Raw genomic sequence first — 26521 nt, 5'->3', positions numbered from 1 at the left:
TTAGTTAAAACCTCATTTCAAGTATTTAACAGCTCTGAAATACTCTTCATAAGTGAAGGTGTATCATTTGTAAAAGGAATAATAGGTATATTAGCCTTTTCAGGATCATCTATCATTTCTAATCTTTTACTGAGCTCGTTATCTCCATTATTATAGACATCGCTGTTCATAAGCACAAGGTCAAAATAATCAGAATGAGCCGCTTTAATCTTTTCATAGGCTTCAAATTCATCAAGTGCAATCTGAATCTCAAAGCCAACTTTTTTCATGATCTTGCTGACAAAAAGCTGATTTGGAAGACTATCTTCTAGTACCAAAATTCTCTTTCCTGAGAAATTATATGAATCGATTTCTTTTTCAGCTACATTTGAGCTGTCTTCAGATTCTGAATTGATAAGAAGCGGAACTTCAACAGTAAACTCGGATCCTTTTCCTTCTATCGAAAAGACATCTATGGTTCCTCCCATCATATCAACAATTTTTTTACATATGGCAAGACCAAATCCTATTATTCGGAAATTCTTAAAATTCTCACGTTCCTTGGCGTATGGATCAAAAATGGAATTGATTATATCCATACTCATTCCAGGACCATTATCCTTTATCTGGAACATAAATCTGGCTTCTTTGGAGTCATAGGAAGAAAGCTCTTCTACATTCATAACAAGAAGGCCTTCTTCATGGGTATACTCAATAGCATTTGTGAGTATGTTGATAAGCACCTGTGAAAGTCTTATTCTATCCGTTAAAACATTAGGATGCTTGATATTTCGATAGTTTACACTGATAATATGTTTCTTTTCGGCAAGTGACTCAGATGTAACTGTTCTAACATCTTTTATGATCTCATAAATATTTGCAGGAGAGCTTTCAAGTTTCACCTGACCGCTCTCTATTCTACTAAGGTCAAGGACATCATTTACAATATTAGCAAGGCATTCAGCGCAAATATCTATCCTGTCAACAAAAATAATAGTCTCTTCTTTACTGTTTGAATGCTTAATGAGATCCACAAGCCCTTCAGTAGCATTGATATAAAATCTTAAGTTTTCACTATACGTGCTTATGAAATTAGTTTTATCTGAACTCATCCTTTGAATATCAAGTTTTTCTGATTCTTTTTCCTTGATCCTTCTGCGGGTCCTATTGATATCTCTTACACAAAGAACAAGTATTGTTGTTAAAAGAACTAAGCAAATGACAAAAACAGCAATGAAATGATCATTTATAAAATCATTGAAACTATAAGCTGTCATGGCATCCATATATCTATATGAAAGATTCTGAATATACTCATCTCCTAAAACATGGACACCACGATTAAGCAGTTTTAACAGGCCTTCATTACCAATCTTGATACCAAAGCATCTGTCGTCACTAAAGCTAAGCTGTCTAAAGGATAATGACCTGTAAGCATTCTTTTTTAGGTATGAATTAGTTCTGATACCATTAAGAGTCGTAAATGAAACTTCACCCTTAACTACCGCATTTAAGCACTCTTCTATTGATGAATAATAAGAGATCGAAGCATCCGGAAAATGAGTCTTTACATAGTAATACTGCATCTTATTATTCTTGTTTACAGCAAAATCAGAGACTGGAGTTCCAAGAAAATCCACTCTATAAATAAGATCTGTTAATGAAGAAACAAGTGGATTTGATAAGAAGATACCATCTTCTTCTGAATAATAAAGGCCGCCGCCCACAGGGAAAGCAACATCAATCTCGTTATTTGTAAGGCCTAAGACAAGTTCATCATATGAATCATAAGAAACATATCTGATAACGATATCAGAAAGATTAAGCTCTTTGAATATTGCAGGCATAAGCTCACTGATCATGCCTGTAACATGTCCATCATTATCAGTTCCACTATATGGTAAGTAATTATTTAGATATCCTACAGTTAGATTTTGATGCGAATTTAACCAATCCTTTTCAACCTGAGTGTAAGCTCTGCTTGAAAGGGTAACTGGATAATACTTGTTTCTAAGAGTTGCAATATAATTAGGTTCTTCGTAAAAGAGCTGTTCCTGAGCACTATTTAGCTCTTTTAACAGATATGACTTACCAGGACATACTCCAATATAGTAATCGGATTCACCAAAAGCAAAGAGATATTCCGCATGTCTTCTATCATATAAGCCGTCATTTTCTGCCGCCAAAATATCAATCTGCTTTTTGTCGAAAGCATTTAATAAAACATCATAGTCATCAAAAGTAACTACTTTTGCATTAATCCTGTGCTTATCAAGGTAATTAATAAGAACATCCCTGATGGCACTATTCAAGACGCCAATACTTTTGTTGTTAAATGATCTTGGATCAGAAGAGATATCCTTATCAAAATCGTGTTTAACAAAACTATACTTTTCAGATCCCATAGCTTTGTCAGGGTATAAAATATAGCTAGCTCTTTCAGTTGTATAGGCAAGACCAGCAACAAAGTCTACTTCTCCCTTAAGGAGCATCTCATAAATATCTACAAAATCCCCGTAGACATATTCATATTCCCATCCGGTGTATTCTGAAAGCTTACGGTAATATTCATATGCATAGCCGCTTTTTACGGAATCTTCTGAGGCACCATTCTCAAAGACTTCATTTTCATAGTATCCAATACGTACTTTCTTGGTATAAGTGCGCGAAGCATTTGAATTAATTGGAAAACAAGAGAAAGAAATCAAAAAGCAAAGAATAAGAAGAATTAGACTTTTAGCTTTATTTTTTATCATAACCTTTATCCCCTCCATTAAGGTTATACAACAGTTTAATCATAACATTATTTATGTAATAAAAAAAGCCCCACGTAACGCAATTTCGCATTACGTGGGGCTCTGAATTCAAACATTCATCTTACAATTCTGATATCAGTAAGCGCAACTTCATCTCCTGTAAGGGCTACATAGACCTTGTCGTTCTTATCTCTTATGACCGTTGTATTATCAATTGCAATGCCAAGAGTTTCTGTGACCGTCTCTATCTTATTGCCTTTCTTCATGAAATATTGCTTTTCTTAAAGTAGTTTACAAAACTACGTCGATTGATTTTTATAGACACCTGCTTTATAATCATAGGGATTGCCTTGAGCAACATTTATTAGAAGAAATAAGAGGTATTACATGATTTCTAAAGACTATACATTAGGCATAGACATTGGCTCCACAACGGTCAAAGTCGCACTGCTTGATAAAGATTCAAATATCATTTTTTCAGATTATAAAAGGCATTTTGCTAATATTCAGGAGACCTTAGCTGATCTCCTTCATGAAGCCTATAATATAAGCGGAAATGTAACAATACATCCTGTTATCACAGGTTCTGGCGGTCTCACTCTTGCCAAGCACCTTGAAGTGCCTTTCGTTCAGGAAGTTATTGCAGTATCTACTTCACTCAAAAAGCTTGCTCCTAAAACAGATGTAGCTATCGAACTTGGTGGTGAAGATGCCAAGATCATCTACTTTGAGGATGGAAATGTAGAACAGCGTATGAACGGTATCTGTGCCGGTGGTACAGGTTCTTTTATAGACCAGATGGCTGCTCTTTTACAGACAGATGCATCAGGCCTAAATGAATATGTCAAGAACTACAATTCCCTTTATACTATTGCAGCTAGATGCGGAGTATTTGCTAAGTCAGATATACAGCCTCTTATCAATGAAGGAGCAACCAAGGAAGACCTCTCTGCTTCTATTTTCCAGGCTGTAGTTAATCAGACAATCTCTGGTCTTGCTTGTGGTAAGCCTATCAGAGGACATGTAGCATTTCTTGGAGGTCCTCTTCACTTCCTTGATCAGCTCAAAGCTGCTTTTATCAGAACTCTTAAACTTGATGAGGAGCATACTATCGAAACTGACAACTCTCATCTTTTTGCAGCTATTGGTTCAGCATTAAATGCAAAAGAAGAAACATCCTACTCAATGGATGAGATGGTTTCAAAGCTCTCACACAAGATCGTTATGGACGCTGAGGTTTCTCGTCTTGATCCTCTTTTCAAAAATGAAGAGGATTACAAGGTATTTAGAAATCGTCAGGATCAGTACAAGGTTAAGACTAGAAAGCTTGACAGCTATAAGGGTAATGCTTTCCTTGGAATCGATGCTGGTTCTACTACTACAAAGTGTGCACTTATCAGTGAAGATGGTGATCTTCTCTATTCTTTCTATTCAAGCAATAACGGAAGCCCACTTAAGACAGCAATCTCATCAATTCAGGAAATCTATAAGCTGATGCCTGAAGGAGTTAAGATTGCAAGAGCTTGCTCTACTGGTTATGGTGAGGCTCTTCTTAAATCAGCTCTTTTACTTGATGACGGCGAAGTTGAAACAATTGCTCATTATAACGCTGCTGCTTTCTTTGATCCTGATGTAGACTGCATCCTTGATATTGGTGGTCAGGATATGAAGTGCATTCATATCAAGAATCAGTCAGTAGACTCTGTTCAGCTTAACGAAGCTTGTTCTTCAGGCTGCGGTTCTTTCATTGAGACATTTGCAAAATCCCTAGATTATAGCGTACAGGATTTCGCCAAAGTTGCTTTATATGCTAAATCTCCAGTAGATCTTGGTACAAGATGTACTGTATTTATGAACTCAAGAGTTAAGCAGGCACAGAAGGAAGGCGCTGATGTAGCTGATATTTCTTCAGGTCTTGCTTATTCTGTAATTAAGAACGCACTCTTTAAGGTTATCAAGGTTTCAGATGCCAAGGACCTTGGTGAGCACATTGTAGTTCAGGGTGGAACTTTCTATAACGACGCAGTTCTTAGAGCATTCGAGATCATTTCTGGCGCTGAAGCCATCAGACCTGACATTGCAGGTATCATGGGCGCTTTTGGTGCTGCTCTTATAGCTAGAGATCGTTTCTCAGAGACTGATGATTACAAGACAACAATGCTCTCTATTGATCAGATCAACAATCTTGAATATACAACAAGTATGACTACATGTCAGGGCTGCACAAACCACTGCAGACTTACAGTAAATAAGTTTACAGGCGGACGTACTCATATTTCTGGTAATAGATGCGAAAGAGGTATCGGTAAAGTCAAGAACGAAAAGAACATTCCTAACCTCTTTGATTACAAATATAAGAGAATCTTTGGTTATGAGCCTCTTAGTGCTGAAAAGGCAAAAAGAGGTAGCGTAGGTATTCCAAGAGTTCTTAATTTCTATGAGAACTATCCTTTCTGGTTTACCTTCTTTACAAACCTTGGATATCAGGTAGTGTTATCTCCTAGATCAACTCATCAGATCTACGAGCTTGGAATCGAGTCTATTCCTAGTGAGTCTGAGTGCTATCCAGCCAAGCTTTCTCACGGACATATTGAATGGCTCATCAAACAGAAAGTTGATTTTATCTTCTATCCAGGACTTTTCTATGAAAGAGAAGAAGTTAAGGGCGCAACTAACCATTACAACTGCCCTATCGTAACTTCTTATTCTGAGAATATCAAAAATAACGTTGAAGCTATCACAAATGGTAATGTTAAGCTTAGAAATCCATTTATGGCATTTACTTCACTTGAGACAGCAACTACTGCTCTTGTAAAAGAATTTGCTGAGATTCCTGCTGAAGAAGTCATCAAAGCAGCTAAGACCGGCTGGGATGAAATGGCTAAAGCAAGGCTCGATATTCAGAAAAAAGGCGAAGAGACAATTAAATGGATGGAAGAAAATGGTAAGCATGGAATCGTTCTTGCTGGCCGTCCTTACCATGTAGATCCAGAGATCAACCACGGTATTCCAGATATGATCTGCTCTTACGGTGTTGCAGTTCTTACAGAGGATTCTGTATCACACCTTGGCACTCCAGAAAGACCTCTTATCGTATCTGACCAGTGGATGTATCATTCTAGACTTTATGCAGCTGCAAGCTTTGTTAAGACTAGAGATGATCTTGATCTTATTCAGCTTAACTCCTTTGGATGCGGGCTTGACGCTGTTACAACAGATCAGGTCAACGATATCCTTTCAGGATCAGACAAGATATATACATGTCTTAAGATCGACGAAGTAAATAACCTTGGTAGTGCTAGGATCAGAGTTCGTTCTCTTCTTGCCGCTATCAGAGTTCGTAAGCAAAAGAATAAAAAAAGAACTATCAGATCAAGCGCTATTAACAGAGTTCTTTTCACAGAAGAAATGAGAAAGAACTACACTATTCTCTGTCCTCAGATGTCTCCTATTCACTTTGACATCTTGGAGCCAGCTTTTAGATCTTGCGGTTATAACTTCGTTGTAATGCAAAATGACAATCGTCACGCCATTGATATGGGTCTTAAGTACGTTAATAATGATGCTTGCTATCCATCTCTTTGGGTTGTTGGTCAGATCATGGATGAGCTTCATTCAGGCAAATATGACCTCAACAGAACTGCTGTCATCATGTCACAGACAGGTGGCGGATGCAGAGCTACTAACTATGTAGGATTTATTAGAAGAGCTCTTAAAAAGGCAGGTATGGAGCAGATTCCTGTTGTTTCACTTAACCTTTCAAAGCTTGAAGCAAACCCTGGCTTCCATATCAATCTTGAAATGCTAGAAAGAGCAGCCTTTGGAGCAATCTTTGGTGATATCTTCATGAGATGCGTATACAGGATGCGCCCTTATGAGAAGGTTCCTGGATCAGTTGATGCATGCCATGCTAAATGGCTTAAGGTTTGTCAGGACTTTGTATCAGCTAAGCATATGAACATCTTCAAATTTGAAAAGATCTGTGCTGATATTATTGCTGATTTTGATAAGATCGAGATCACAGATGAAGTAAAGCCAAGAGTTGGCGTTGTTGGTGAGATCCTTGTTAAGTTTGCTCCAGCTGCAAACAATCACCTTGTAGAGCTTCTTGAAGCTGAGGGTGCTGAGGCCGTTGTTCCTGACCTTATTGATTTCATGCTCTACTGCTTCTACAACCAGATCTACAAGGCTGATGAGCTTGGAACAAGCAAAAAGACAGCTGCATTTTGTAGAGCCGGCATCTGGGCAATTGAAAGACTTCGAGGAGGCGCTACAAAAGCATTTAAAAAGAGTGTTCACTTTGATCCTCCAACAAGCATCTACAAGCTTGTTGAATATGCAAAACCTATCGTTGATATCGGAAATCAGACTGGTGAAGGCTGGTTCCTTACAGGTGAAATGGTTGAGCTTATCAAAGAAGGTGCTTCAAATATCGTTTGTACACAGCCATTTGGATGTCTACCTAACCACGTAGTTGGTAAGGGCGTTATCAAGCAGATGAGACATCTCTATCCTGGATGCAATATCGTAGCAATTGACTATGATCCAGGTGCTTCTGAAGTTAACCAGCTTAACAGGATCAAGCTTATGCTCTCTACTGCTCAAAAGAAAGTTGAAGAAAAGAAAGCAATGTAATAAAAAAGGCACGCCTCATGGCGTGCCTTTAAATTTCTAATATTTAGTTATACTTTTAATTTGGCATTAAGCTTTTCTATTGCATCTTCATGACGCTGAATGGCAAAGGTAGCAGACTTAGATTTAAGCTCTGCATTCATGCGCTTTTTGTGAATCTCATTACATTTCACATAATACTCATAAACACTCTCATCACTTACTTCTAAGTATTTATCAGCAATACATCCAGGTAAAACAAATTTCTTTACAACATCGCTGAATTTTACCTCAATATATTTACCATCCTGGCTTATAACCTTGCCTTCACCAAATTTCTTGTGAGTAACTTTCATCTTTAGAGCTGAACGTTCTCCAAGTTCTTTGTCTTCTTTATCAAGTTTTGATAATTCTTCTGTAAGCTCTTTCTGAAGAGCCTTTAATTCTTCAATCTGTTTAGCGTTTTCTTCTAGCATCTCTTTCGTCTTCTTGGTTGGTTTCTTCTTAAGATCAGTCTTTGGTTCAAGGTCATCATTTTCCATATTAAGGGCCATAAAATAATCTCCTTGTCAAATTTCGTCTAAAAATATACAACCTAACATATTTATTTTAACTTATTAAATGAAAAATTACAACTCAGTCACTACTCCAGGCTTAAGTTCAACGTGCTTTCGGTCTACTTCTACCCATACACTAATGGCACTTGGATTAAACGCAAAATCGCCATTAACTGATACCTGAATTCTTGAAGCTGCATCCATATAATCAACGATCTCGATATTGGTTGCATACCAAATATCTTCGTGACCGCCCATATCTTTTGCAAACTTCTCAATTATATTCCAGTTGTCATCTTTTTCAAACTCGTAGCTGTGGCCCCATACGTACATCATATACAGATACTGAGTTTTGTGAAGCTCTGAAAACTCCTTTGAAAGTCTTTCCAAGGCTTCATTTCTGTGTGAACATGTTGGATTCCATCTAAGGAAATCAGTTGGCATACTAAAGCCAAGTGTTGAATGAACTGTTCTGGCATGAACAATTCCACAGGCTTTTAAAGCATCTACAACAGTATCATCATAAGAACCATTAGGATAAGCAAGGCCTCTAACTGTGTAGCCAAGGGCTTCTTCAAGCTTTCTTCTATCTTCTATTACCTGTAGAACGATCTGTTCCTTAGGACACCTTGCTATTGTAGGATGCTGTGCTGTATGACAAGCTACTTCGTGTCCCTTATATAGTTCTTTGAACTCACTTAATGGAATTCTTGGATCATATGGCTCTGTGCAAGGGTAATCATATAGATCTGAATTGACATTAAAAGTTCCCTTTAGTCCATATTCATTAAAGATAGATACAAGCCTTCTATCAGCAATCTTGCCATCATCATAGCTAAGGGTTAGTACCTTATGTTTGCCGCCTGGAAAACAGGTATAGATATTTCTAAGCTTCATTTGGGTTCCTCCTGTCAAATTTTCTGTGTAAGTGTATTTGAAGCTATTGCTCTTTTCTCTTCATCAAGAATCTGTCCCCATTTATATGGAGTATTCTGATATACGTAATAGTTGAGCCAGTTAGTATACAAGATATTTGCGTGACTTCTCCATAAAAGATCAGGTTTATTGTTCGGATCATTATCTGGATAATAATTTATAGGCATCTCTATAGGAAGTCCCTTAGAAAGATCTCTCTTGTATTCTGCATCAAGTGTAAGTCTGTCATATTCAGCATGACCCATAGCAAATATCTGGCTTCCTGACTTATTCATACAAAGGAATATTCCTGCAACCTCTGATTCTGCAAGTACTACAAGATCATCACATGCATGAATCTTATCAGCAGGTGTCTCAGTATGACGAGAATGTGGCATACAAAAGACATCGTCAAAACCTCTTACGAGCGGCACTTTCCTGTTCATTACACGATGCTTATATATTCCAAATCTCTTTTTATCAAGGTACTTTTTGTCTATTCCATAATGGTAATAGATTCCGGCCTGAGCTCCCCAGCAAATATGGAAGGTTGAAGTTACATTTGTCTTGGACCACTCAAAGACCTTGCAGAGCTCATCCCAGTAGTCTACTTCTTCAAAAGCCATCTGTTCCACAGGGGCCCCTGTAATGATAAGTCCGTCATAGGTGTTATCCTTGAGCTCTTCAAAGGTATTGTAGAACCTGTTTAAGTGGTTAGGTGATGTATTTGTAGAATGATGTGAACTCATCTGCATAAATGACACATCAATCTGAAGAGGAGTATTTGACATTGACCTTAAGAGCTGAAGCTCCGTGTCCTCTTTTAAAGGCATAAGATTCAAAATACAGATCTGGAGGGATCTGATATCCTGATGCAAAGCTCTATTTTCATCTACTGCAAATATATTTTCTGTCTCTAATATTTCTCTGGCAGGAAGATCATTTTGAATTTTAATAGGCATATTCGTTTACTCCATGCATTTTTTATTTGATCATATCTAAAAACTTAGCTTCATCAATGATTTCAATTCCAAGTTCCTGAGCCTTTGTGAGCTTACTTCCAGCGGCTTCACCTGCAAGAACATAGCTTGTTTTCTTTGATACGCTGCCTGAGGCTTTACCACCATTTTTAGTAATGAGCTCTTCTGCCTCTTTACGTCCAAGAGTTGGAAGTGTTCCAGTTACTACAATAGTAAGACCAGAAAGCTTATCAGATGAGTCTTCATCCTTGGTGACCACCATATTAAGTCCAAGACTTTTCATCTCATTGATGATGGCTATATTTTCTTCATTGTGGAAGAAATCATAAAGGTCATTAGCAGTAGTCTCGCCAATATCAGGAATCTGTAAGAAGCCATCAACAGTAACTTTTGTAAGGTCCATCAGATCATCAAAATGCTTCATGATCTCTCTAGCTGTTGATTTACCAACGTTTCTAATGGCAAGGCCAGTAAGTAGTCTTACTGGATCGTTAGACTTTGACTTTTCTATTTCGCCAAGGAGCTTATCTGTATTTTTCTCTTTTCCTATAATGCCTTTTTCAATAAGCTCATCTCTATGTTCCTTAAGATGATATATATCCGCATAATTTTTTAGATACCCATCAGATACCAATGCATCTACTAGTGTATCACCAAGTCCCATGATATTCATGGCATCTCTTGAAGTAAAGTATGCAATTGTTCTTGTAACTTGTGCTGGGCAAGTAGGATTTATACATCTGATATCAGCTGTATCTTCTTCTCTAACAAGGTGCCCTCCGCAGATAGGACATACATCAGGAGCTTTGTATACCACACTAGGAGCTTTCACACAGCCATTAAGCTTTGGAATGATCTCACCACTCTTAAATAGCTTGTATTCGCCGCCAATTCCAATCTGCATCTCATTGATATAGTCCTGATTGTGAAGCGTTGCTCTTGAAACGCTTGTGCCACAAAGTCTTGCTGGCTTACCAGTTTCTCTGTCATGGAAGCTTCCGGTAAAGGTAAGCTTACCAGTTCTACCTACATCTACAAGTATCTCATCCATTACGATTATCTTTTCTTCTGGAGGATACTTGTAAGCGATGTGTCCGCTTGAATACTTGGAACCAGCAGGGAAATCATTTCTCCACTTTAAGTTATCTACCTTGATTACAGCGCCATCAAGATCAAAGTCCAGATCTTCACGCATATTACCAATTGTATCTATTGCTTCTGAGACTTCATCAAATGTCTTGCAGGCCTTATGAAATACTGTTTTTACACCAGCTTTTTCTAAGATATCTAAAGCTTCTACATGGGAATTTTTAAGCTCTTCAGGGCCGTCTTGAACGTTAAAAACAAACATTTTAAGTCCGCGAGACCTTGTAACCTCAGGATCAAGCTGTCTTAATGTGCCTGCAGCAAGGTTTCTAGGATTAGCTGCTGTTTTTTTACCAAGCTTTTCCTGTTCTTCATTAAATCTTTCAAAGTCATCATGAGACATGTAAACTTCGCCGCGAAGTTCAAGATAATCATAAGGAAGATCGATTATCTTCTTAATATCTGAAATAACAAGCGCATTTGCTGTTACATCCTCACCGATGAGGCCGTCTCCTCTTGTTTCAGCCATAGTCAGGTGAAGCTTATTATCTTTTTCATCCCTGTTATATCTAAGAGACAAGCTAAGTCCATCAATCTTTTGCTCTGCAGAAAACAGTGCATCTGGGTGCATCTGATGAACCTTTTCTACCCAGCTTTTTACGTCCTCTTTATTAAAGACGTCCTCTATAGAAAGCATAGGCACATTGTGCGTGATCTTAACACCAGCTTCTCTTTTGGCTGTGCCTCCAATAATCTTTGTAGGAGAATCACTAGTTACAAATTCAGGATGTTCTTTTTCCATTTCTTTTAACTTAAGCATGAGCTGATCGTATTCATAGTCTGAAATCTCAGGTTCATCCTGATTGTAATAAAGGTCCATATGATGCTTGATAGTCTTAACAAGCTCGTCATATTCCATTTTAATATCTAATGGCATATTTACCCCCAAAAATAACATATCTTAATTAGTATAGTATTATTTAAAGCACAATTCCAGCGGCTTTGTACAATTTAAGCACTTCTCCTTCATCAAGCTTGTGATAGGAAGATGGCTTTAGATCATAATCAGAAAGCTTTACTGTCATAACACGAACTCTTTTAAGCGAAACCACCTTGTATCCTAACTCGTCGCACATTCGCCTGATCTGTCTGTTAAGGCCCTGAGTTAGAATTATGTTAAAAGAATCTTTGGATAGCTTTTTTATCTTGCAAGGCCTTGTAGTCCTATCAAGCTCTTTTAAATAAACGCCCTTAGACATTTTTTCGATGAATTTGTCATCAAAGCTTTTTTCTACCTGAACCACATACTCTTTTTCATGCTTATTTGCACCCTTCATCATGGCATTTATAAGATTACCGTCATTAGTAAGGATCAGAAGTCCTTCAGAGTCCTTATCAAGTCTTCCTGCATATGTTACTCTTTCAGGGTAATTTACGTCTTCGATAACTGTTTTCTCAGCATGGGAGTCTTTTTCTGTGCATACAATACCTCTTGGCTTGTAATAAGCAAGGACTATGTGCTCTGACTTTTGCTTTATCTGTCTGCCCTCAACTTTGACAACGTCGCCATCTTCTAATTTGGTGCCAAAAGAAGCTGTGACATCATTTACAGATACTTTACCTGCAGCTATTAACTTATCGGCTTCTCTGCGGGAACAAAGGCCGCAAGAAGCTATATACTGGTTTAATCTCATAAAAACCTCGTAGTAGTCAAAATACAAAAAAAGAACGGTCTGTTGCCGGACCGTTCAGTATTTGCATAACTTAATCTGAAACCTTGGCTAAAAGAACTATTGCATCCTCAGCGATAATAAGGTCGCTACTTTCCTTGATAAAAGCTATAACATGCTGATTTGTAGCCTGGAAATGACCAAATTCATAAGCCATGGTAAATAATGAGGCAAATGCCTTAGGATCTTCATCCTGTCTCTGAAGATCTAAATAATATTTACCAGTTGTCTGATTCTTGTATAAAGAACTTGCGATCTGAAGATGCTTAGGAGCTTTTTTACAAAAGCTGATCACAGTTCTGATATTATCAAAAGTAAAGACATACTCGTGGAATCTGAGTCTTTCTTTGTCACGCTTTACCTTATCTTCGTCAGTCAGGATCTTGGATCTTCTGGATGCACCATTAGAGATTCTGTCTGAAAGAGCCTTGTCTTTTTCTACCGTAGCTCCATCATTTACAGGAATCTTGCCCTGTTCCTCACCTGAATTAACCTCTTCCATAATGTTCTTTACGGAATTAGTAAACTGCTTAAGGCTCTTTAAATATTCATTTAATCTATTTATTCTCTCTTCATCTACTGAATCGCCAAGGTCTTCAAGAACATTCTTAGGAATCTTGATACCAGCTTTGTCAGTGAGGTTCTTTAAGATCTCGCCAAATGAAGCTGACGCATTTTCTGAAAGTGTAAGAGAAATAGAATGATCTGGAAGAACTGTTATCTGCATAGGCATAAATGAACCTGTTGGCTTATAATCAACTTCTTCCTGAGCTTTTCTCATTACATCATGAAGAAAATCCATGGCTTCTTTTTTCTTTTCAAAAAGATCCTCAAGCTTGATTCCCTGCTCGTCCATGTCATTTTCAGTAATAATACATGTAACTGTATCTTTATTGATTCTCTTAAATTCCATTAAAAATTTAATCCTTTCAAAAGCACTCCAAGGGATAGATAATATTTTACAACATTTAACAAATTCTTGGAAGTCCCTCGCCATACATAAGACCAATAGTGCGTTTGCCACCGATCTTAGTGTTAAGTATTACACCTTTTATATCGTCATTTTTATCAGTTTTGACTACATTGCCGATAATAGTAGCATTTTCGCCATATTTAGAGCTTCGGATAATAGAAAACGCTCTATCAGCATCCTCTGCTGCGACTGATAAGACCATCTTGCCTTCGTTACCCATATACATAATATCAAGCCCTAGAATTCCGCAGAAATCCTTGACTGCATCTGATACAGGAAGAGCTTCCTCGTAAAGGTTGATCTGGCATTTTGAACTACTAGCAAACTCATTTAATACAGTTCCAAGACCGCCTCTTGTAACGTCTCTCATGGCATGGACCTTAATGCCATTATCAAGAAGCTTTGTTACCATTTCTACTAAAGGAGCTGCATCTGAACAAATATTGTTGCTGATACCCATTCTAGCTCCAAGGATCGTAGCATGATGATCACCAAGATTACCAGAAATAATGATCTTGTCACCGTCCTTAAGATTAAAAGGTCCAGGAATTTCGGCATCATCCCTAATAAAGCCAACACCAGAGGTGTTAATGATAAGCCCCGGCTCTCCTCCTTTATTTTCAATAACTTTTGTATCGCCAGTTATTATCTTAACTCCTGCTTCATTTGCAGTTTCAGCCATGGACTTAATTACCTTATCCAAAACTTCAAGATCAAGGCCCTCTTCAAGGATACAACCACATGTCAGATATTTAGGCGTAGAGGAACTCATCAGCAGGTCATTGACTGTACCACAAACAGATAATCTTCCGATATCTCCGCCAGGGAAAATGATCGGTGTAACAACAAAGCTATCTGTTGTAACTGCAATCTTGGAACTTCCTCCTACAACTGCAGAATCCTCTAATCTATCAAGTATTTCATTGTGAAAATGCTTGGCAAATACGCTTTCAATCAGCTTAGAAGTAGACTCTCCGCCACTTCCATGAGCCATAGTAACTTTCATATATATAAACCTTCCTTATCTTCTTCCTGAAACAAAGTAGTTATAGCAGCTACCTTCAGTTGATACCATACATGCTCCATGAGCATTATCTGGAGTGCAGCTCTTACCAAATAGTGGACACTCATAGGGCTTTACTTTACCAACTAATACCTTTGCACAGCTACATCCAGGAGGCATATGGTCTTCATCGAGGCCTACGCTACCTGCATCAAAAGAGCTATATTCAGGCTTAAGGCACATTCCAGAGCCTTTAATCTTGCCCATACCTCTCCATGAAGCATCTGATGGGCAAAAATACTTATCTACAATCTCTTTAGCCTTTATATTGCCCTTTGGTAAAACAACGTCTTTGTAGAGGTTTTTAATGCCTTTTTTGCCCTTCATAAGAACAAGAGCATATATTGTCATAAGAAGCTGCTTTCCTTCAAAACCTGAAACTACAAAAGGAATTCCAAGTTCATCTGAAAGCTCTTTAAACACATCACTTCCTGTAATTGCAGCCACGTGTCCCGGAGCTATAAATCCATCAATCCCGCCGCCGTTATTAACTACCCATCTGATAACTTCTGGCATAGTCTTAAGTGATGTCAAAAGCTTGAGATTATGTATATCCTGCTCAATTGCCTCTTTAAGGACCATCGCATAAACAGGGGTTGTTGTTTCAAATCCAATAGCAGCGAAAACATAGGTGTGATCAGGATCTTCTTTGGCAAGAGTTACAGTTTCCGTAGGTGAATAAACCATTCGAACATTGGCACCTTCCGCTTTTGCGTCAGCAAGAGACTTTTCAGTCCCCTTAACTCTTATAAGATCGCCAAATGTAAGAACGATGGTGTCTGGTCTAAGCGAAAGTTCCACAAGCTTGTCTATTACAGCTGTCACAGTTACGCAAACAGGACAACCAGGACCAGATATAAGTGATATCTTAGGCGAAAGCATGGATGGAATACCATTTTCAGATATTGCGGCAGTATGAGTTCCGCAAACCTCCATGATCCTTACTTCTTCGCCATCATAATTCTTTAGAAAATCTATAATTTCCTGAAAACTCTTATTAGCCATTAAACTGTAAGATCCTCTATTTCGTTAAATAATTCTTCAATTTCATTAGCAAGCTTATCATCCATGGTCTGAATGATACATCCAGCATGAACTAATACTTTATCGCCTACTTTAACATTAACAAGGCCAGCCTCTGCAGTAACTATGTTACCGCTAAAATCAACTGTAGCCTTTGTTCCTTCAATCTTGATTACCTTTCCAGGGATTGCAACACACATCTTAACGCCTTTCTAGTTCATTACAGATAAGGCCGTAATATGCCTGACCTGTAGCAATACCGGAATCGCCGCATGGAACCTGGTTGTTCCAGTATACTTTAAAATCATTATCTCTAAGAATCTTGATACATTCTCCAAGAAGTATCCTGTTATTAAAAACTCCGCCAGATAAACATACCTTATCCTCTGAAGTTTCACGTCTTATTATACAACATATTTTTCTTACAAAGGATGCGATCGCCATATGAAATCCGTAGGCAATATCAGGGACTTTATTACTTTTTGTTTCAAAAGCTCTTTTAACCTGATCAAAGAGATCAAGCTGATCTGCAATATATGTACCATCCTCATCTTTTGATATCTTAAGCTCAAAACTAGGATAAATTTCTTTATTTGAAGCCTCAGCCATGTTCTCTAAAAGAATCGCGCACTCACCTTCGTAAGAATTGTAATTTTTGATATCTAATAGTGCAGAAACTGCGTCAAAAAGCCTGCCCATACTAGATGTTTCAAACACATTTACCTTGTTAGATAAAGCGGCCTCAACAAGCTTATCATCTATATCGTAGTTTAATGCTTTTTCATAGCATTTTTTAACAAGCTCTGCGTTCTTTGGAGCACTATTACCGCCAGAAAGCATCACGTAATTCAGATGACATTTCCTTGAAAATTCGCCGTCTCTACAATGCAATATCTCTCCGCCCCAAACCTTACCATCGGTTCCATATCCTGTTCCATCAAAAGATATACCGATACAGGATAAAAGTGAATGCTCAGCCATTACTGAAAGAGAATGGGCAAAATGATGCTGAACATATGAAATATCTAAGCTCTTTTCATCTGAAAGTTCCCTGGCATACCTAGTTGAAAAATACATAGGATGAAGATCGCATATTATATGGTCTGGCGTGAATTCAAAAAGCTTTAGATACTGCTCCATTATATTTTTGTAAGATCTATAAGTATTGGTACTTTCAAGGTCTCCAATATACTGAGAAGGAATTATCTTATCCTTTTTAGCAAGTGAAAAAGTACTCTTTAGATCACCGCCAATTGCTAAAAATGAGTTAATTCCATTTTTTCCAGACTTTATAAGAAGTGGAAGGGGCGCATAGCCTCTTGCTCTTCTGACATATTGAACGGAAAATTCACTATTTCCCATGTCAAGCACGAAGCAAACTGAATCATCCTGAGGCATCACTATTTCTCTATCATGAAACAGCATACCATCTATTTTTTTCAAAAAAGCTTCTTTGAAAACCTCATCATCAATAATGATATTATCATCAGATAAATTACCACTTGTACAGATGATAGGCCCACAAGCGTCGCATAAGAGCTTATGAATACCAGATGAAGGCAAAAAAGCTCCAATATATCTACTGTCCTTACAAACTTCGTAAGGCATGTCTTTTATTTTATTTAATAAAACTATAGGTCTTGCTGGAGACCTAAGTAATTCTTCTTCTTTTTCATTTACGAGGCAATACTCTTTTACGCTTTCTATATCAGCAAACATTACAGCAAAGGGCTTATTTTCTCTTCCCTTAATGCTCCTTAGCCTCTTAGCTGATACAGCATCAATCTTACAAACAAATTGATAGCCAGAGATACCTTTTAAACCGATGATTCCATCATTTAAAAGAATCTCTATTGCCCTTTCTACCGCTTCATTACCTGAAACAGACAAAATGTCATCACCAATATAATGATCAAAGACCATCTGTGGACCACAATCATGACAGGATATAGTCTGGGCGTGCTTTCTTCTGCCACCTAGGTATTCCTCATGACATCTAGGGCACATTCCAAACTTTTTCATCTTGGTCGTAGCTCTGTCATAAGGAAGTTTTTCTATGATACTAAGTCTTGGTCCGCAACTTGCACAGCTAATAAGGGGATATTTAAAGCGTCTGTCATTACTATCAAGAAGTTCCTTTAGACAATCATCACATATTCCTATATCTGGTAAAAATACAGGTAGTTCATCAGATAAAGATATGGACTCACTGTCAATGATCCTGAAATCATTGTAGTTTATTGATAAGTCTGGGATAGTCTTGGATTCCACATCCAAAATAATAGCACCTGAAGGATAGTCGGAATAAAGTGAGTCTAAAAAAGAGCGCACTTTATCTTCCTTTCCAGATGCTATGATCTCAACTGCAGCGCCAATATTTTTGACGTAGCCTGTAATTCCATATTCAGTTGCTTTATTTGCAATAAAGGGGCGATAGCCAACACCCTGCACCGCCCCTTTAACTTTAATGGAAACAACCATCAGTCTTTCTTTTCTTCTGTATTTGTAGTCTGAGCAGCTGGAGTAGCTGGTGCAGCAGGAGCTGGAGCTCCATTTCCTGCAGCCTGAGCGGCCTGGGCAGCTTTTGCAGCGGCTGCAGCAGCGGCACGCTCCTTAGCAGCTTTCATAAGTGCTTCCTGAGCAGCTATAGCTTTTTCAGACTGTTTAAATGTCTTAGTTACTTTCTCATCGCCTGGTTCCTGGAATCTAAGTCCCATTGAAAGTGACTTTTTAGGACAATTATCTACGCAGCATCTACACTGAATGCAGCTCATAGGTCTGATAGACCAGGTCTTTTCAACCTTATCTACAGTGATCGCATGTGTAGGACATTTGATAGAGCAAAGTCCGCATAATACGCAAAGATCCATGTCATTTTCAACGTGTCCTCTAGTTCCTTCAGGATATTCTTTTTCAGCTTTTCTTGTATATGGCTTTGATACCAGGTTACGAAGAATTGTTTTCTTAAAACTTACAATTGCCATTTTTCATCTCCATTTATACGACGTATTATCTCTCAGTACAGCTAATGCAAGGATCGATAGTAAGTACAAGAATAGGAACATCAGCAAGATCGCATCCCTTCAAAGTCTCTACAAGACCTGACAGGTTTGCAAATGTGGGGGTGCGGACTCTCATTCTGTCTATGAACTTAGTTCCGTTAGCCTTTACATAGTAAAGAGCTTCACCTCTAGGCTGTTCTATTCTCATCATATATTCGCCGTTTGGCATTCCCTTAACAGGAACATCGATATCACCTGAAGGCATCCTGTCAATGAGCTGACGAATAATATCAAATGACTGGAATATCTCTTTGATACGGCATTCTGTTCTAGCATAAGAATCGCCCTCTGTAGAGATTATAGGCTCAAAATCAACATCTCCATAAGCACAATAACCTGTTGATCTGATGTCTCTAGCAATTCCACTAGCTCTAAGGAATGGACCAGCGCATCCTAAAGCATCAGCCTGCTCTGCAGTTAAAACACCTACGCCGCGAAGTCTTGTCTGTACAGCTTTATCAAGAAGGAATGGCTTTGCAATAGTCTTAAGGTCTTCTTCCATCTTGTTGATTCTCTGATAGAAATCCTTGAGCATCTCATCGCTTACATCTCTTCTGATACCGCCAATCTTCATAACAGAGAAGATAACTCTTCCACCTGTTGAAGCCTCAAACATATCAAGGGCATCTTCTCTAAGTCTCCAGCAATCCATGTAAAGAGACTCAAATCCGAATGCGTCAGCTAAAAGTCCAAGCCAGAGAAGATGTGAATGGATTCTGCTAAGCTCTGACCAGATAGTTCTAAGATATTTAGCTCTTGCAGGAACATCGATATCCATAATATGCTCTACAGCCTCAGAATAACCAAGACCATGGCCAAGTGAACAGATACCGCAGATACGTTCTGCAACATAAACCATCTCATTAAAATCTTTTTTATCTACCAGCTTTTCAAGACCTCTATGGATAAATCCAATTGAAGGAATGGCTTCTACAACCTTTTCATCCTCCATTACAAGGTCTAAATGAATTGGCTCCGGAAGAACCGGATGCTGGGGTCCAAATGGTATTACACTTCTATTAGACATTATTGGTTCCTCCGATTACTTAAATGGTGTCTCGATCGCAGTGCGATAAAGCTTACCTTCATAGTCAATATTGATCATCTTGATCTGTACGCCAAAAAGATCATGCATCTCGTTTTCATAAATAAAAGCACAAGGATAAATACTTGTGATACTTGAAATCTCCTGATCTTCAGGAAGAGTCATCTTGAGCTGTTTAACTTCAAGATCTTTACCAAATGTATAGATGAGTTCATAAGCATCAGGAACTCTTGTAGCACATTGCTGCATAAGGTGATAGCCTGCAAACTTTAGCTTCTGAGACTCATCAATAATGTTTTCAGGATTAACATTAACAAATTCTGTATTCATTATGCATTGTCTCCTTTCTCAGAATCAGCTGCTGCAGCTACTGCCTGAGCAGGCTTTTGTGCTGGAGCTGCGTTTGCTGCTGGCTTTGGAGCTGGCTTATTTGTAGCTTTGATCTTCTCTTCAGCCTGCTGTCTAAGAGCCTCTTCAGTAAGAACTGCGTCATACTGAGTACTTGGATCATAATCATCAGCAGTCATATGAATAGCCATTTTGCTGTAATCTACTGTACAGTAGCCAACCTTCATGGACTCTTTTAACTTCTTCTTCTTTTCTTCAAGGATGCCTACTGCCTTAACAACACCTTCGATAAGTGCTTCTGGTCTAACAGCACATCCAGGAACATATACATCTACAGGCACAACCTTATCAGCGCCTCCTAAGATATTGTAGCATTCTTTGAAAATGCCACCGTCACATGCACAGATACCACATGCAACTACTACCTTTGGATCAGGCATCATATTGTAAAGCTGTCTGATAACAGGTGCTGTCTGAGCATTTACACCACCAGTTAAAAGAAGCACATCTGCATGCTTAGGATTACCTGTGTTAATAATGCCAAAACGCTCTACGTCATAAAGTGGAGTCATTGTGGCAAGAACTTCTATATCACAGCCATTACAGCTGGAGCCATCATAATGTAACACCCATGGTGATTTAGATATTTTCATAGATCTCACTTTCCCTTCTCGTCTTATTTAAGTACGTTAAGAATCAGCAGATTAGTTCCTGCAAATATAAGGATAACTGACCATGTAACCTTGAGCATTGTAATGTATTTAACACGTGGGAACAGATTATCAATAAGTGTCTCAAGGAAAAATACAACTGAGCAAGCAAGTATTGCCCAAAGTCTGCTAATTGGGTTAGCTGTAATGAAGAACATTCCAACGATACCCATCATAAGTACAAGATCATACCACTCTGCGATTTCTACAAACGCAAGGTTGTTACCAGAAAGATCTGTTGTAAGACCTTTAACCATCTCCTGGTGCATATGGTGTGAAGTACTAAGGTCAAATGGTGACTTACGCAGTTTGATGATAAGGATAAATACAAAGCCAATAAAGAAACCAGGAATCTGTGCGATCGCAGGAATCTTAGCCTGAATAAGATCATCAACCATGAAGCTTCCATTTGCATAATAGAAACCAATTGCAACAAGAAGTGTCATAGGCTCATAGCACATCATCTGTAAAAGCTCACGCTGAGCACCCATTATACTGTAAGGTCCATTTGTTGAGAAAGCAGCCATAACCATAACTACTTCTGACATTGAAAGGGCGAAGAATACAAGAAGCATATCGCCGCCTGCAAAGAACAAAGCACCTGTGAAAATAGTCATAATAAGATATCCAGTAACAAACAGAACCTGAATACTGTTAACTACAGTTGTCTGCTTGTTAAGGAGCTTAAATACATCATAAAAAGGCTGGAAAAGAGGTGGACCCTGTCTTCCCTGCATACGAGCAGAAATGATCCTATCAAGTCCTGCAAGTGTGCCTCCAATCAGAGGAGCAAGTAAAATATAGATCAACGCTTTAATAAACATACCAAGTGTCATTAGAAAGCACCTCCAACCACAATAATAAGCATAACTGCAACAAGTACAGTCGCTACATAGATGCAAGGTCTAAGCAGCTTCTTTTCACCGAAGTAATCATTCATATACCAGTTAGACATATAAAGAGCTCTCTCTTTACCAAAAGAGTCGATATAATGTCTGTCATCACCAGCATTGACACCAGCTACATAAGACATAGTCATCTTTGAATTCTTACCGATTGAAAGGAATCTTGATCCAATAGGAATCATAAAGATCATAGCAACCATGATCATCATTACGATTGAATCTCCGGTTCCAATAACATCAGGAATGTTAGTATGGAAAGCCTCATCAAGAATAGGCTGAACCATATGACCAGACATCCAAGGGAATGCAAAGCACATTACTACTATCATTGTTGTAAGTGGGAAGATTGAGATCATCTCACTTCTAGGAGTAATATCATCAAGCTCGAAGGACTGATGAATTACTGCACAAATCTTACCAAGCCATTTTGCCCAGTAGAAAAGTGTGCTTCCTGAACCAAATACAAGGAAAAGAACAAGCCATACAGATCCTGAATCTACGAATGACTTAAGAGCAGCCCACTTTGATACAAGCATACCAAATGGAGCCATGAACATTCCGCAGATACCGATGATCATGATGAATGCAAGTCTAGGAAGCTTAATGATAAGTCCATGCATATCCTCAATATCACGGCTACCCATACAGTTCTCAATATCACCAACTGTCTGGAAAAGAAGTGACTTAGATACAGCGTGGAATAAAACTAGCATTATCGCAGCCCAAACACCTTCTGTTGTACCAGTACCAGCGCAGGCTGTAATAAGACCAAGGTTTGAAATTGTTGAATATGCAAGTACTTTCTTGCCATCGCTTACTGTAATAGCCAGAAGTGATGCAGCAAAGAATGTAAAGCCACCAATAACTGTGATCATAACACCGGTAAGTGTTCCATACATTACTGGTGATACTCTGATGAGCATGTACACACCGATCTTAACCATTGTTGCTGAGTGAAGAAGTGCACTAGATGGAGTAGGTGCAACCATGGCGCCAAGAAGCCATCTAGAGAATGGGAACTGTGCGCTCTTTGTAAGTGCTGCAAATGCAAATAATGTAACAGGAACAATAACAAGTGCAGGTGCACCACTTTCTGTAACCTGACTAAGATTTGAGAAGCCAAGTTCAGGATTTAAACTACAATACAAGAGACCAGCTGCAAATCCGCAACCACCAAGAAGGTTCATCCAAAGAGCTCTGAATGAATTATCAACAGCTTCCTGTGTTCTTGTATAACCGATCATAAGGAATGAACAAACACTGGTAATCTCCCAGAAGAAATAGATCCAACCAAGATTATCAGAAGAAATAAGTCCAAACATAGCACCAAGGAAAACAAACATAAGTGCAAGGAAATAGTTTGAACGATCCTGTACATCTGTGTGATGATGATGGTAATCCTTCATATATCCAGATGCATAGATGCAGATAAGAATACCTACAATACCTACGATAAGGTACATAACTGCAGCAAAAGTATCAATGCGAAGATGCATATTTCCTTCTACTGCTCTTCCTGTAAAATCCATCCAAAGAACTGGGATAGTTCCTACAAGAGAAAAGATGATAGCATAGTATTTTTTATACTTGATGCTAAGGAAGCAAACAAGTCCCATCAAAAATATTTCGCCGGCAATAACGAATTTATCAGGAAGTTCTGTATGCTGTAAAAATACAAACGAAGATGTATCACCAGATGATAATACATTTACAGCAACATAAATAGCAGCTGCCATAATAGTGAATCCACCAATTATGATAACTGCACTTCTCAAAGGACTAGCCTTTTTGAGACATCCTATGATAATTGCCATGATAAAGGGAAATAAGATAAGAAAGTTTACTACGTTTAAAATTGGAATAGCCAAGGTGTTTCGCCCCTTTCACATACAATTTTCATGAGAGAACCTCATGAAGTCTTCATAAATTTGTCGATAGCTTCGTTAAGTTCAACGATAGCTTCTTCATCTCCATCCTGAGCCGCATGAACAATGCAATGACTGATGTGCTCTTTGAGGATTTCCTTACCGCAGTTGTTGATTGCCGACCTTACAGCTGCTAGCTGAACCAAAACCTCAGTACAGTCTCTGTCATCCTCAACCATCCTCTTTACAGACTCTAGATGTCCTATTGCCTTAGACAATCTATTGACGATGGCTTTCATCTTCTCAGGATCATGGTGATGATTATGGGTATGAGAACTCATAAAAACCTCCAAAAAACAAAGTGCGTTTTCGTTAATTTTTTGACTTTTAAGATCAAAAAACATCAATACCCAACAAAACCGCACATTTGACCGAAATTTATTATATTTCTAATACACAAAAAAATCAATAAATATTATCTTACATTTCCGATAATCTTATATAAAAGTTTATAGAGCACAGCTGCTTCTTCTTTGGTAAGTTTAACGCAAGCTCCCATCTCAGAAGGAATCTTAATAGCCTTATCTCTCAAAGCCTCTCCCTCTTTGGTAATTGTCACAACCAGATTGCGCTCATCCTGATTGGATCTTTCTCTTTTAATATAACCTTTTGACTCAAGCTTCTTGAGTACAGGAGTAAGTGTTCCGGAATCAAGATAAAGATTCTCACCAAGAGTCTTGACGTTAACACTCTTCATCTCCCACATTACCATCATAGTAATATACTGAGTATAAGTAAGATCGATCTGATCAAGATATGGTTTATATCTTCTGATTATTTCCTTGGAACAAGCATATAAAGGAAAGCAAAGCTGGTTACCTAACTTTAGTGTTTCATATTTTTCTTCGTTTTCGCTCATATCATTCTCCCAAATAAAATTTTATGCTATTTAATTATACAATAAAAAAGACGGAAAGTCACTTAGAAATGACCTTCCGTCCAATAAATTCATTTTACGTTGTGATTCATATTCTTGATAGGAATATTAGCATATAAAGCTGGAACTGTCTTTCCATCATTTTCTTCAGCATCAATATGTGTGAAGTTGATGTCGATTCCATCCATATCAATTTCAGCGTATTTTGAAAGAACTTCTATAATATCACTACGAATCTTTTGCATTATTTCAGGAGAGCATGTGGCACGATCTGAAACAAGTACAAGCTTTAACCTGTCCTTAGCAACATCGCTAGAAGATTTTTTCTTAAATAAATCAGATATCTTCATAACAATCCCCTCCTATTATTTTTTCTTAAACCAGCCAAAAATACCTTTCTTGGCATCAAGGTCAAGAAATGGCACCTGTTCACCAGTTACTCTACGGCAGATATTCATATATGCTTGTCCAGCAAGTGAATTGTCGCCAACAAGAGGTTCACCATTATTAGTAGCAATAACGATATTCTCGTCATCAGGAACCTGACCGATAAGTTCAACGGCCAAGATATCGATAACATCATCAGCAGACATCATCTCATGTCTCTTAACCATATCAGCTCTAAGTCTGTTAACAATAAGCTGAGTCTTCTTGATCTCATTGGCTTCCAAAAGACCGATGATCCTATCTGCATCACGCACTGCAGAAACCTCAGGAGTTGTTACTACTAATGCTCTATCAGCACCAGCAATAGCATTCTTGAATCCCTGCTCGATACCAGCTGGGCAATCAAGAATAATGTAATCATATTCCTGCTTGAGCTCTTCTGTAAGCTTCTTCATCTGCTCTGGAGTAACGCTTGTTTTGTCCTTTGTCTGAGCAGCTGGTAAAAGGAATAGAGTCTCATATCTCTTATCTCTGATAAGGGCCTGCTTGATCTTGCAGTTGCCTTCGATAACATCAACGAGATTATATACGATCCTATTCTCAAGTCCCATTACTACATCAAGGTTACGAAGGCCTATATCTGTATCAATAAGAACTACTTTCTTGTTTAATTTAGCTAGACCGGTACCGATATTAGCTGTTGTGGTTGTCTTACCTACTCCACCTTTACCTGATGTAACAACTATTACTTCTCCCATACTATCCTCCAATTACTTATTATTGTACTGGCGTAAAAAGCCAGGTCCATAGGATGTTTTTACAATATGTCCGTCACAAATATATGCTACTTCTGGTTCATCAACTGATGTACCTGGTTTCTTCTTCCTGATCCTAAGTTTAGGTCCTTTGTCTGCATCCTGTGAAATAGCAATAGCATCAGCAATCCTAACCTGTAAAGGATCAAGCTTAAGTGACATGATCACTGCATTTCTGTCTCCACCAGCGCCTGCAAAAGCATTACCCCTAAGCTCTCCCAAAATAAAGATACTGCCATAGGATACAACATTGGCACCAGGCTTGACATCACCTAATATAACAACATTCTGTTCACAGGAAATATCCTGTCCAGAACGAAGATTACCTTTATAGATCAATGCATTATTGTTATTTGAAAGAACGGCCTGCTCAATATTTGGCTCAACTTCCTCAGTAGCATTAGAAACTGCTGAAGCAAAACGCTTCTCAATATCAGCTTCCTCATCAATAATACATACTATTTTCAAACTGGAATTATCATTGATAATATCAATAACTTGACGCTCTTCTGATTCAGAAAGCTTACGTCCCCTAACGATCAGTCCCATATTACTGCTTCCTAAAAAGCCGGAAGCCTCTTGGAACTTAATTGCGATCTCATCCTTTAATGATTCAAAAGGTGCATCGCCATCAAGAACTAAAATAATACCAGATTTAGTCCCCTTAATTGTAACTGTATCGTTCAAATGTCCTCACCAACCTTACAAAATCATACCAATACAGTATAAAACATTTGTTCTGAAATTTGAAGTCTTTTTAATGAACTCTTTTTG

24 protein-coding genes are annotated in these 26521 nt (G+C 38.2%); 1 reads left to right on the top strand and 23 read right to left on the bottom strand.

Annotation, left to right across the window (positions count from 1 at the left end; translation table 11 throughout):
• Window positions 1–17 precede the first annotated feature (17 nt).
• Both BLS24_RS09300 and BLS24_RS15290 read right to left on the bottom strand, forming a co-directional pair.
• On the bottom strand, window positions 18–2735 hold the full coding sequence (locus BLS24_RS09300; RefSeq protein ID WP_176764396.1) for an ATP-binding protein: 2718 nt from the start codon (window positions 2733–2735) through the stop codon (window positions 18–20).
• A 116-nt stretch (window positions 2736–2851) separates the two neighbouring features.
• The gene (locus tag BLS24_RS15290) at window positions 2852–3001 is read right to left on the bottom strand and encodes a hypothetical protein (RefSeq protein WP_176764395.1); all 150 of its coding nucleotides are present in this window, start codon (window positions 2999–3001) and stop codon (window positions 2852–2854) included.
• Between the two features lie 121 nt (window positions 3002–3122).
• Between BLS24_RS15290 and BLS24_RS09295 the strand changes: the two genes are divergently transcribed.
• A complete protein-coding gene (locus BLS24_RS09295) occupies window positions 3123–7370 on the top strand; it encodes a 2-hydroxyacyl-CoA dehydratase (protein ID WP_091758368.1) in 4248 nt (1415 codons plus the stop codon).
• Between the two features lie 47 nt (window positions 7371–7417).
• Here BLS24_RS09295 and BLS24_RS09290 read toward each other — a convergent pair whose 3' ends face one another.
• The 21 genes from BLS24_RS09290 to minC all read right to left on the bottom strand — a co-directional run bounded on the left by BLS24_RS09290 (window position 7418) and on the right by minC (window position 26434).
• Window positions 7418–7900, bottom strand: coding sequence for a hypothetical protein (locus tag BLS24_RS09290; protein ID WP_091758366.1), 483 nt, complete (start codon window positions 7898–7900; stop codon window positions 7418–7420).
• A gap of 75 nt (window positions 7901–7975) precedes the next feature.
• A complete protein-coding gene (locus BLS24_RS09285) occupies window positions 7976–8800 on the bottom strand; it encodes a polysaccharide deacetylase family protein (RefSeq protein ID WP_091758364.1) in 825 nt (274 codons plus the stop codon).
• A gap of 14 nt (window positions 8801–8814) precedes the next feature.
• A complete protein-coding gene (gene metA, locus BLS24_RS09280; RefSeq protein ID WP_091758362.1) occupies window positions 8815–9780 on the bottom strand; it encodes a homoserine O-acetyltransferase MetA in 966 nt (321 codons plus the stop codon).
• A 22-nt stretch (window positions 9781–9802) separates the two neighbouring features.
• Window positions 9803–11821: an NAD-dependent DNA ligase LigA gene (gene ligA, locus BLS24_RS09275; RefSeq protein WP_176764394.1), complete on the bottom strand. Its 2019-nt coding sequence runs from the start codon at window positions 11819–11821 to the stop codon at window positions 9803–9805.
• Window positions 11822–11864: 43 nt separating this feature from the next.
• Window positions 11865–12578: a pseudouridine synthase gene (locus tag BLS24_RS09270; RefSeq protein ID WP_091758360.1), complete on the bottom strand. Its 714-nt coding sequence runs from the start codon at window positions 12576–12578 to the stop codon at window positions 11865–11867.
• Window positions 12579–12648: 70 nt separating this feature from the next.
• Window positions 12649–13527 carry an adaptor protein MecA gene (locus tag BLS24_RS09265; RefSeq protein WP_176764393.1) on the bottom strand — a complete coding sequence of 293 codons (879 nt, stop codon included), beginning with the start codon at window positions 13525–13527 and terminating at the stop codon, window positions 12649–12651.
• A 55-nt stretch (window positions 13528–13582) separates the two neighbouring features.
• The gene (gene hypE, locus BLS24_RS09260) at window positions 13583–14593 is read right to left on the bottom strand and encodes a hydrogenase expression/formation protein HypE (protein ID WP_091758355.1); all 1011 of its coding nucleotides are present in this window, start codon (window positions 14591–14593) and stop codon (window positions 13583–13585) included.
• A 15-nt stretch (window positions 14594–14608) separates the two neighbouring features.
• Window positions 14609–15655 carry a hydrogenase formation protein HypD gene (gene hypD / locus BLS24_RS09255; protein WP_091758353.1) on the bottom strand — a complete coding sequence of 349 codons (1047 nt, stop codon included), beginning with the start codon at window positions 15653–15655 and terminating at the stop codon, window positions 14609–14611.
• Complete coding sequence (locus tag BLS24_RS09250) at window positions 15655–15873, bottom strand: HypC/HybG/HupF family hydrogenase formation chaperone (RefSeq protein ID WP_091758351.1); 219 nt, start codon at window positions 15871–15873, stop codon at window positions 15655–15657. Before BLS24_RS09250 ends, hypD begins: the two co-directional genes overlap by 1 nt.
• A 1-nt stretch (window position 15874) precedes the next feature.
• Window positions 15875–18154 carry a carbamoyltransferase HypF gene (gene hypF, locus BLS24_RS09245; protein ID WP_091758349.1) on the bottom strand — a complete coding sequence of 760 codons (2280 nt, stop codon included), beginning with the start codon at window positions 18152–18154 and terminating at the stop codon, window positions 15875–15877.
• Complete coding sequence (locus BLS24_RS09240) at window positions 18154–18657, bottom strand: 4Fe-4S binding protein (protein ID WP_091758347.1); 504 nt, start codon at window positions 18655–18657, stop codon at window positions 18154–18156. Before BLS24_RS09240 ends, hypF begins: the two co-directional genes overlap by 1 nt.
• A gap of 25 nt (window positions 18658–18682) precedes the next feature.
• On the bottom strand, window positions 18683–19762 hold the full coding sequence (locus BLS24_RS09235) for a hydrogenase large subunit (protein WP_091758345.1): 1080 nt from the start codon (window positions 19760–19762) through the stop codon (window positions 18683–18685).
• A 15-nt stretch (window positions 19763–19777) separates the two neighbouring features.
• Window positions 19778–20110, bottom strand: coding sequence for an NADH-quinone oxidoreductase subunit C (locus tag BLS24_RS09230; RefSeq protein WP_091758343.1), 333 nt, complete (start codon window positions 20108–20110; stop codon window positions 19778–19780).
• A complete protein-coding gene (locus BLS24_RS15545) occupies window positions 20110–20781 on the bottom strand; it encodes an NADH-quinone oxidoreductase subunit B family protein (protein ID WP_091758340.1) in 672 nt (223 codons plus the stop codon). The genes BLS24_RS09230 and BLS24_RS15545 overlap by 1 nt, the downstream gene beginning before the upstream one ends.
• A 23-nt stretch (window positions 20782–20804) precedes the next feature.
• Entirely contained in the window at window positions 20805–21674 is an 870-nt protein-coding gene (locus BLS24_RS09220) for a complex I subunit 1 family protein (RefSeq protein ID WP_091758338.1), read from the bottom strand.
• On the bottom strand, window positions 21674–23518 hold the full coding sequence (locus tag BLS24_RS09215) for an NADH-quinone oxidoreductase subunit 5 family protein (RefSeq protein ID WP_242872268.1): 1845 nt from the start codon (window positions 23516–23518) through the stop codon (window positions 21674–21676). The genes BLS24_RS09220 and BLS24_RS09215 overlap by 1 nt, the downstream gene beginning before the upstream one ends.
• 134 nt (window positions 23519–23652) lie before the next feature.
• Window positions 23653–23949, bottom strand: coding sequence for a metal-sensing transcriptional repressor (locus tag BLS24_RS09210; protein WP_091758334.1), 297 nt, complete (start codon window positions 23947–23949; stop codon window positions 23653–23655).
• A gap of 134 nt (window positions 23950–24083) precedes the next feature.
• The gene (locus BLS24_RS09205; RefSeq protein WP_072704991.1) at window positions 24084–24527 is read right to left on the bottom strand and encodes a MarR family winged helix-turn-helix transcriptional regulator; all 444 of its coding nucleotides are present in this window, start codon (window positions 24525–24527) and stop codon (window positions 24084–24086) included.
• 89 nt (window positions 24528–24616) lie between these two features.
• Window positions 24617–24895 (bottom strand): cell division topological specificity factor MinE, encoded by a 279-nt coding sequence (gene minE, locus BLS24_RS09200; protein ID WP_071176126.1) that lies wholly within the window; start codon window positions 24893–24895, stop codon window positions 24617–24619.
• Window positions 24896–24910: 15 nt separating this feature from the next.
• The gene (minD, locus tag BLS24_RS09195) at window positions 24911–25690 is read right to left on the bottom strand and encodes a septum site-determining protein MinD (protein ID WP_091758332.1); all 780 of its coding nucleotides are present in this window, start codon (window positions 25688–25690) and stop codon (window positions 24911–24913) included.
• A 12-nt stretch (window positions 25691–25702) separates the two neighbouring features.
• Window positions 25703–26434 (bottom strand): septum site-determining protein MinC, encoded by a 732-nt coding sequence (gene minC, locus BLS24_RS09190; protein WP_091758330.1) that lies wholly within the window; start codon window positions 26432–26434, stop codon window positions 25703–25705.
• Window positions 26435–26521 lie beyond the last annotated feature (87 nt).

This window comes from Butyrivibrio sp. INlla18, assembly GCF_900103635.1.
Classification (GTDB): Bacteria; Bacillota; Clostridia; order Lachnospirales; family Lachnospiraceae; genus Butyrivibrio.
This window is presented reverse-complemented; position numbering and strand designations above follow the sequence as displayed.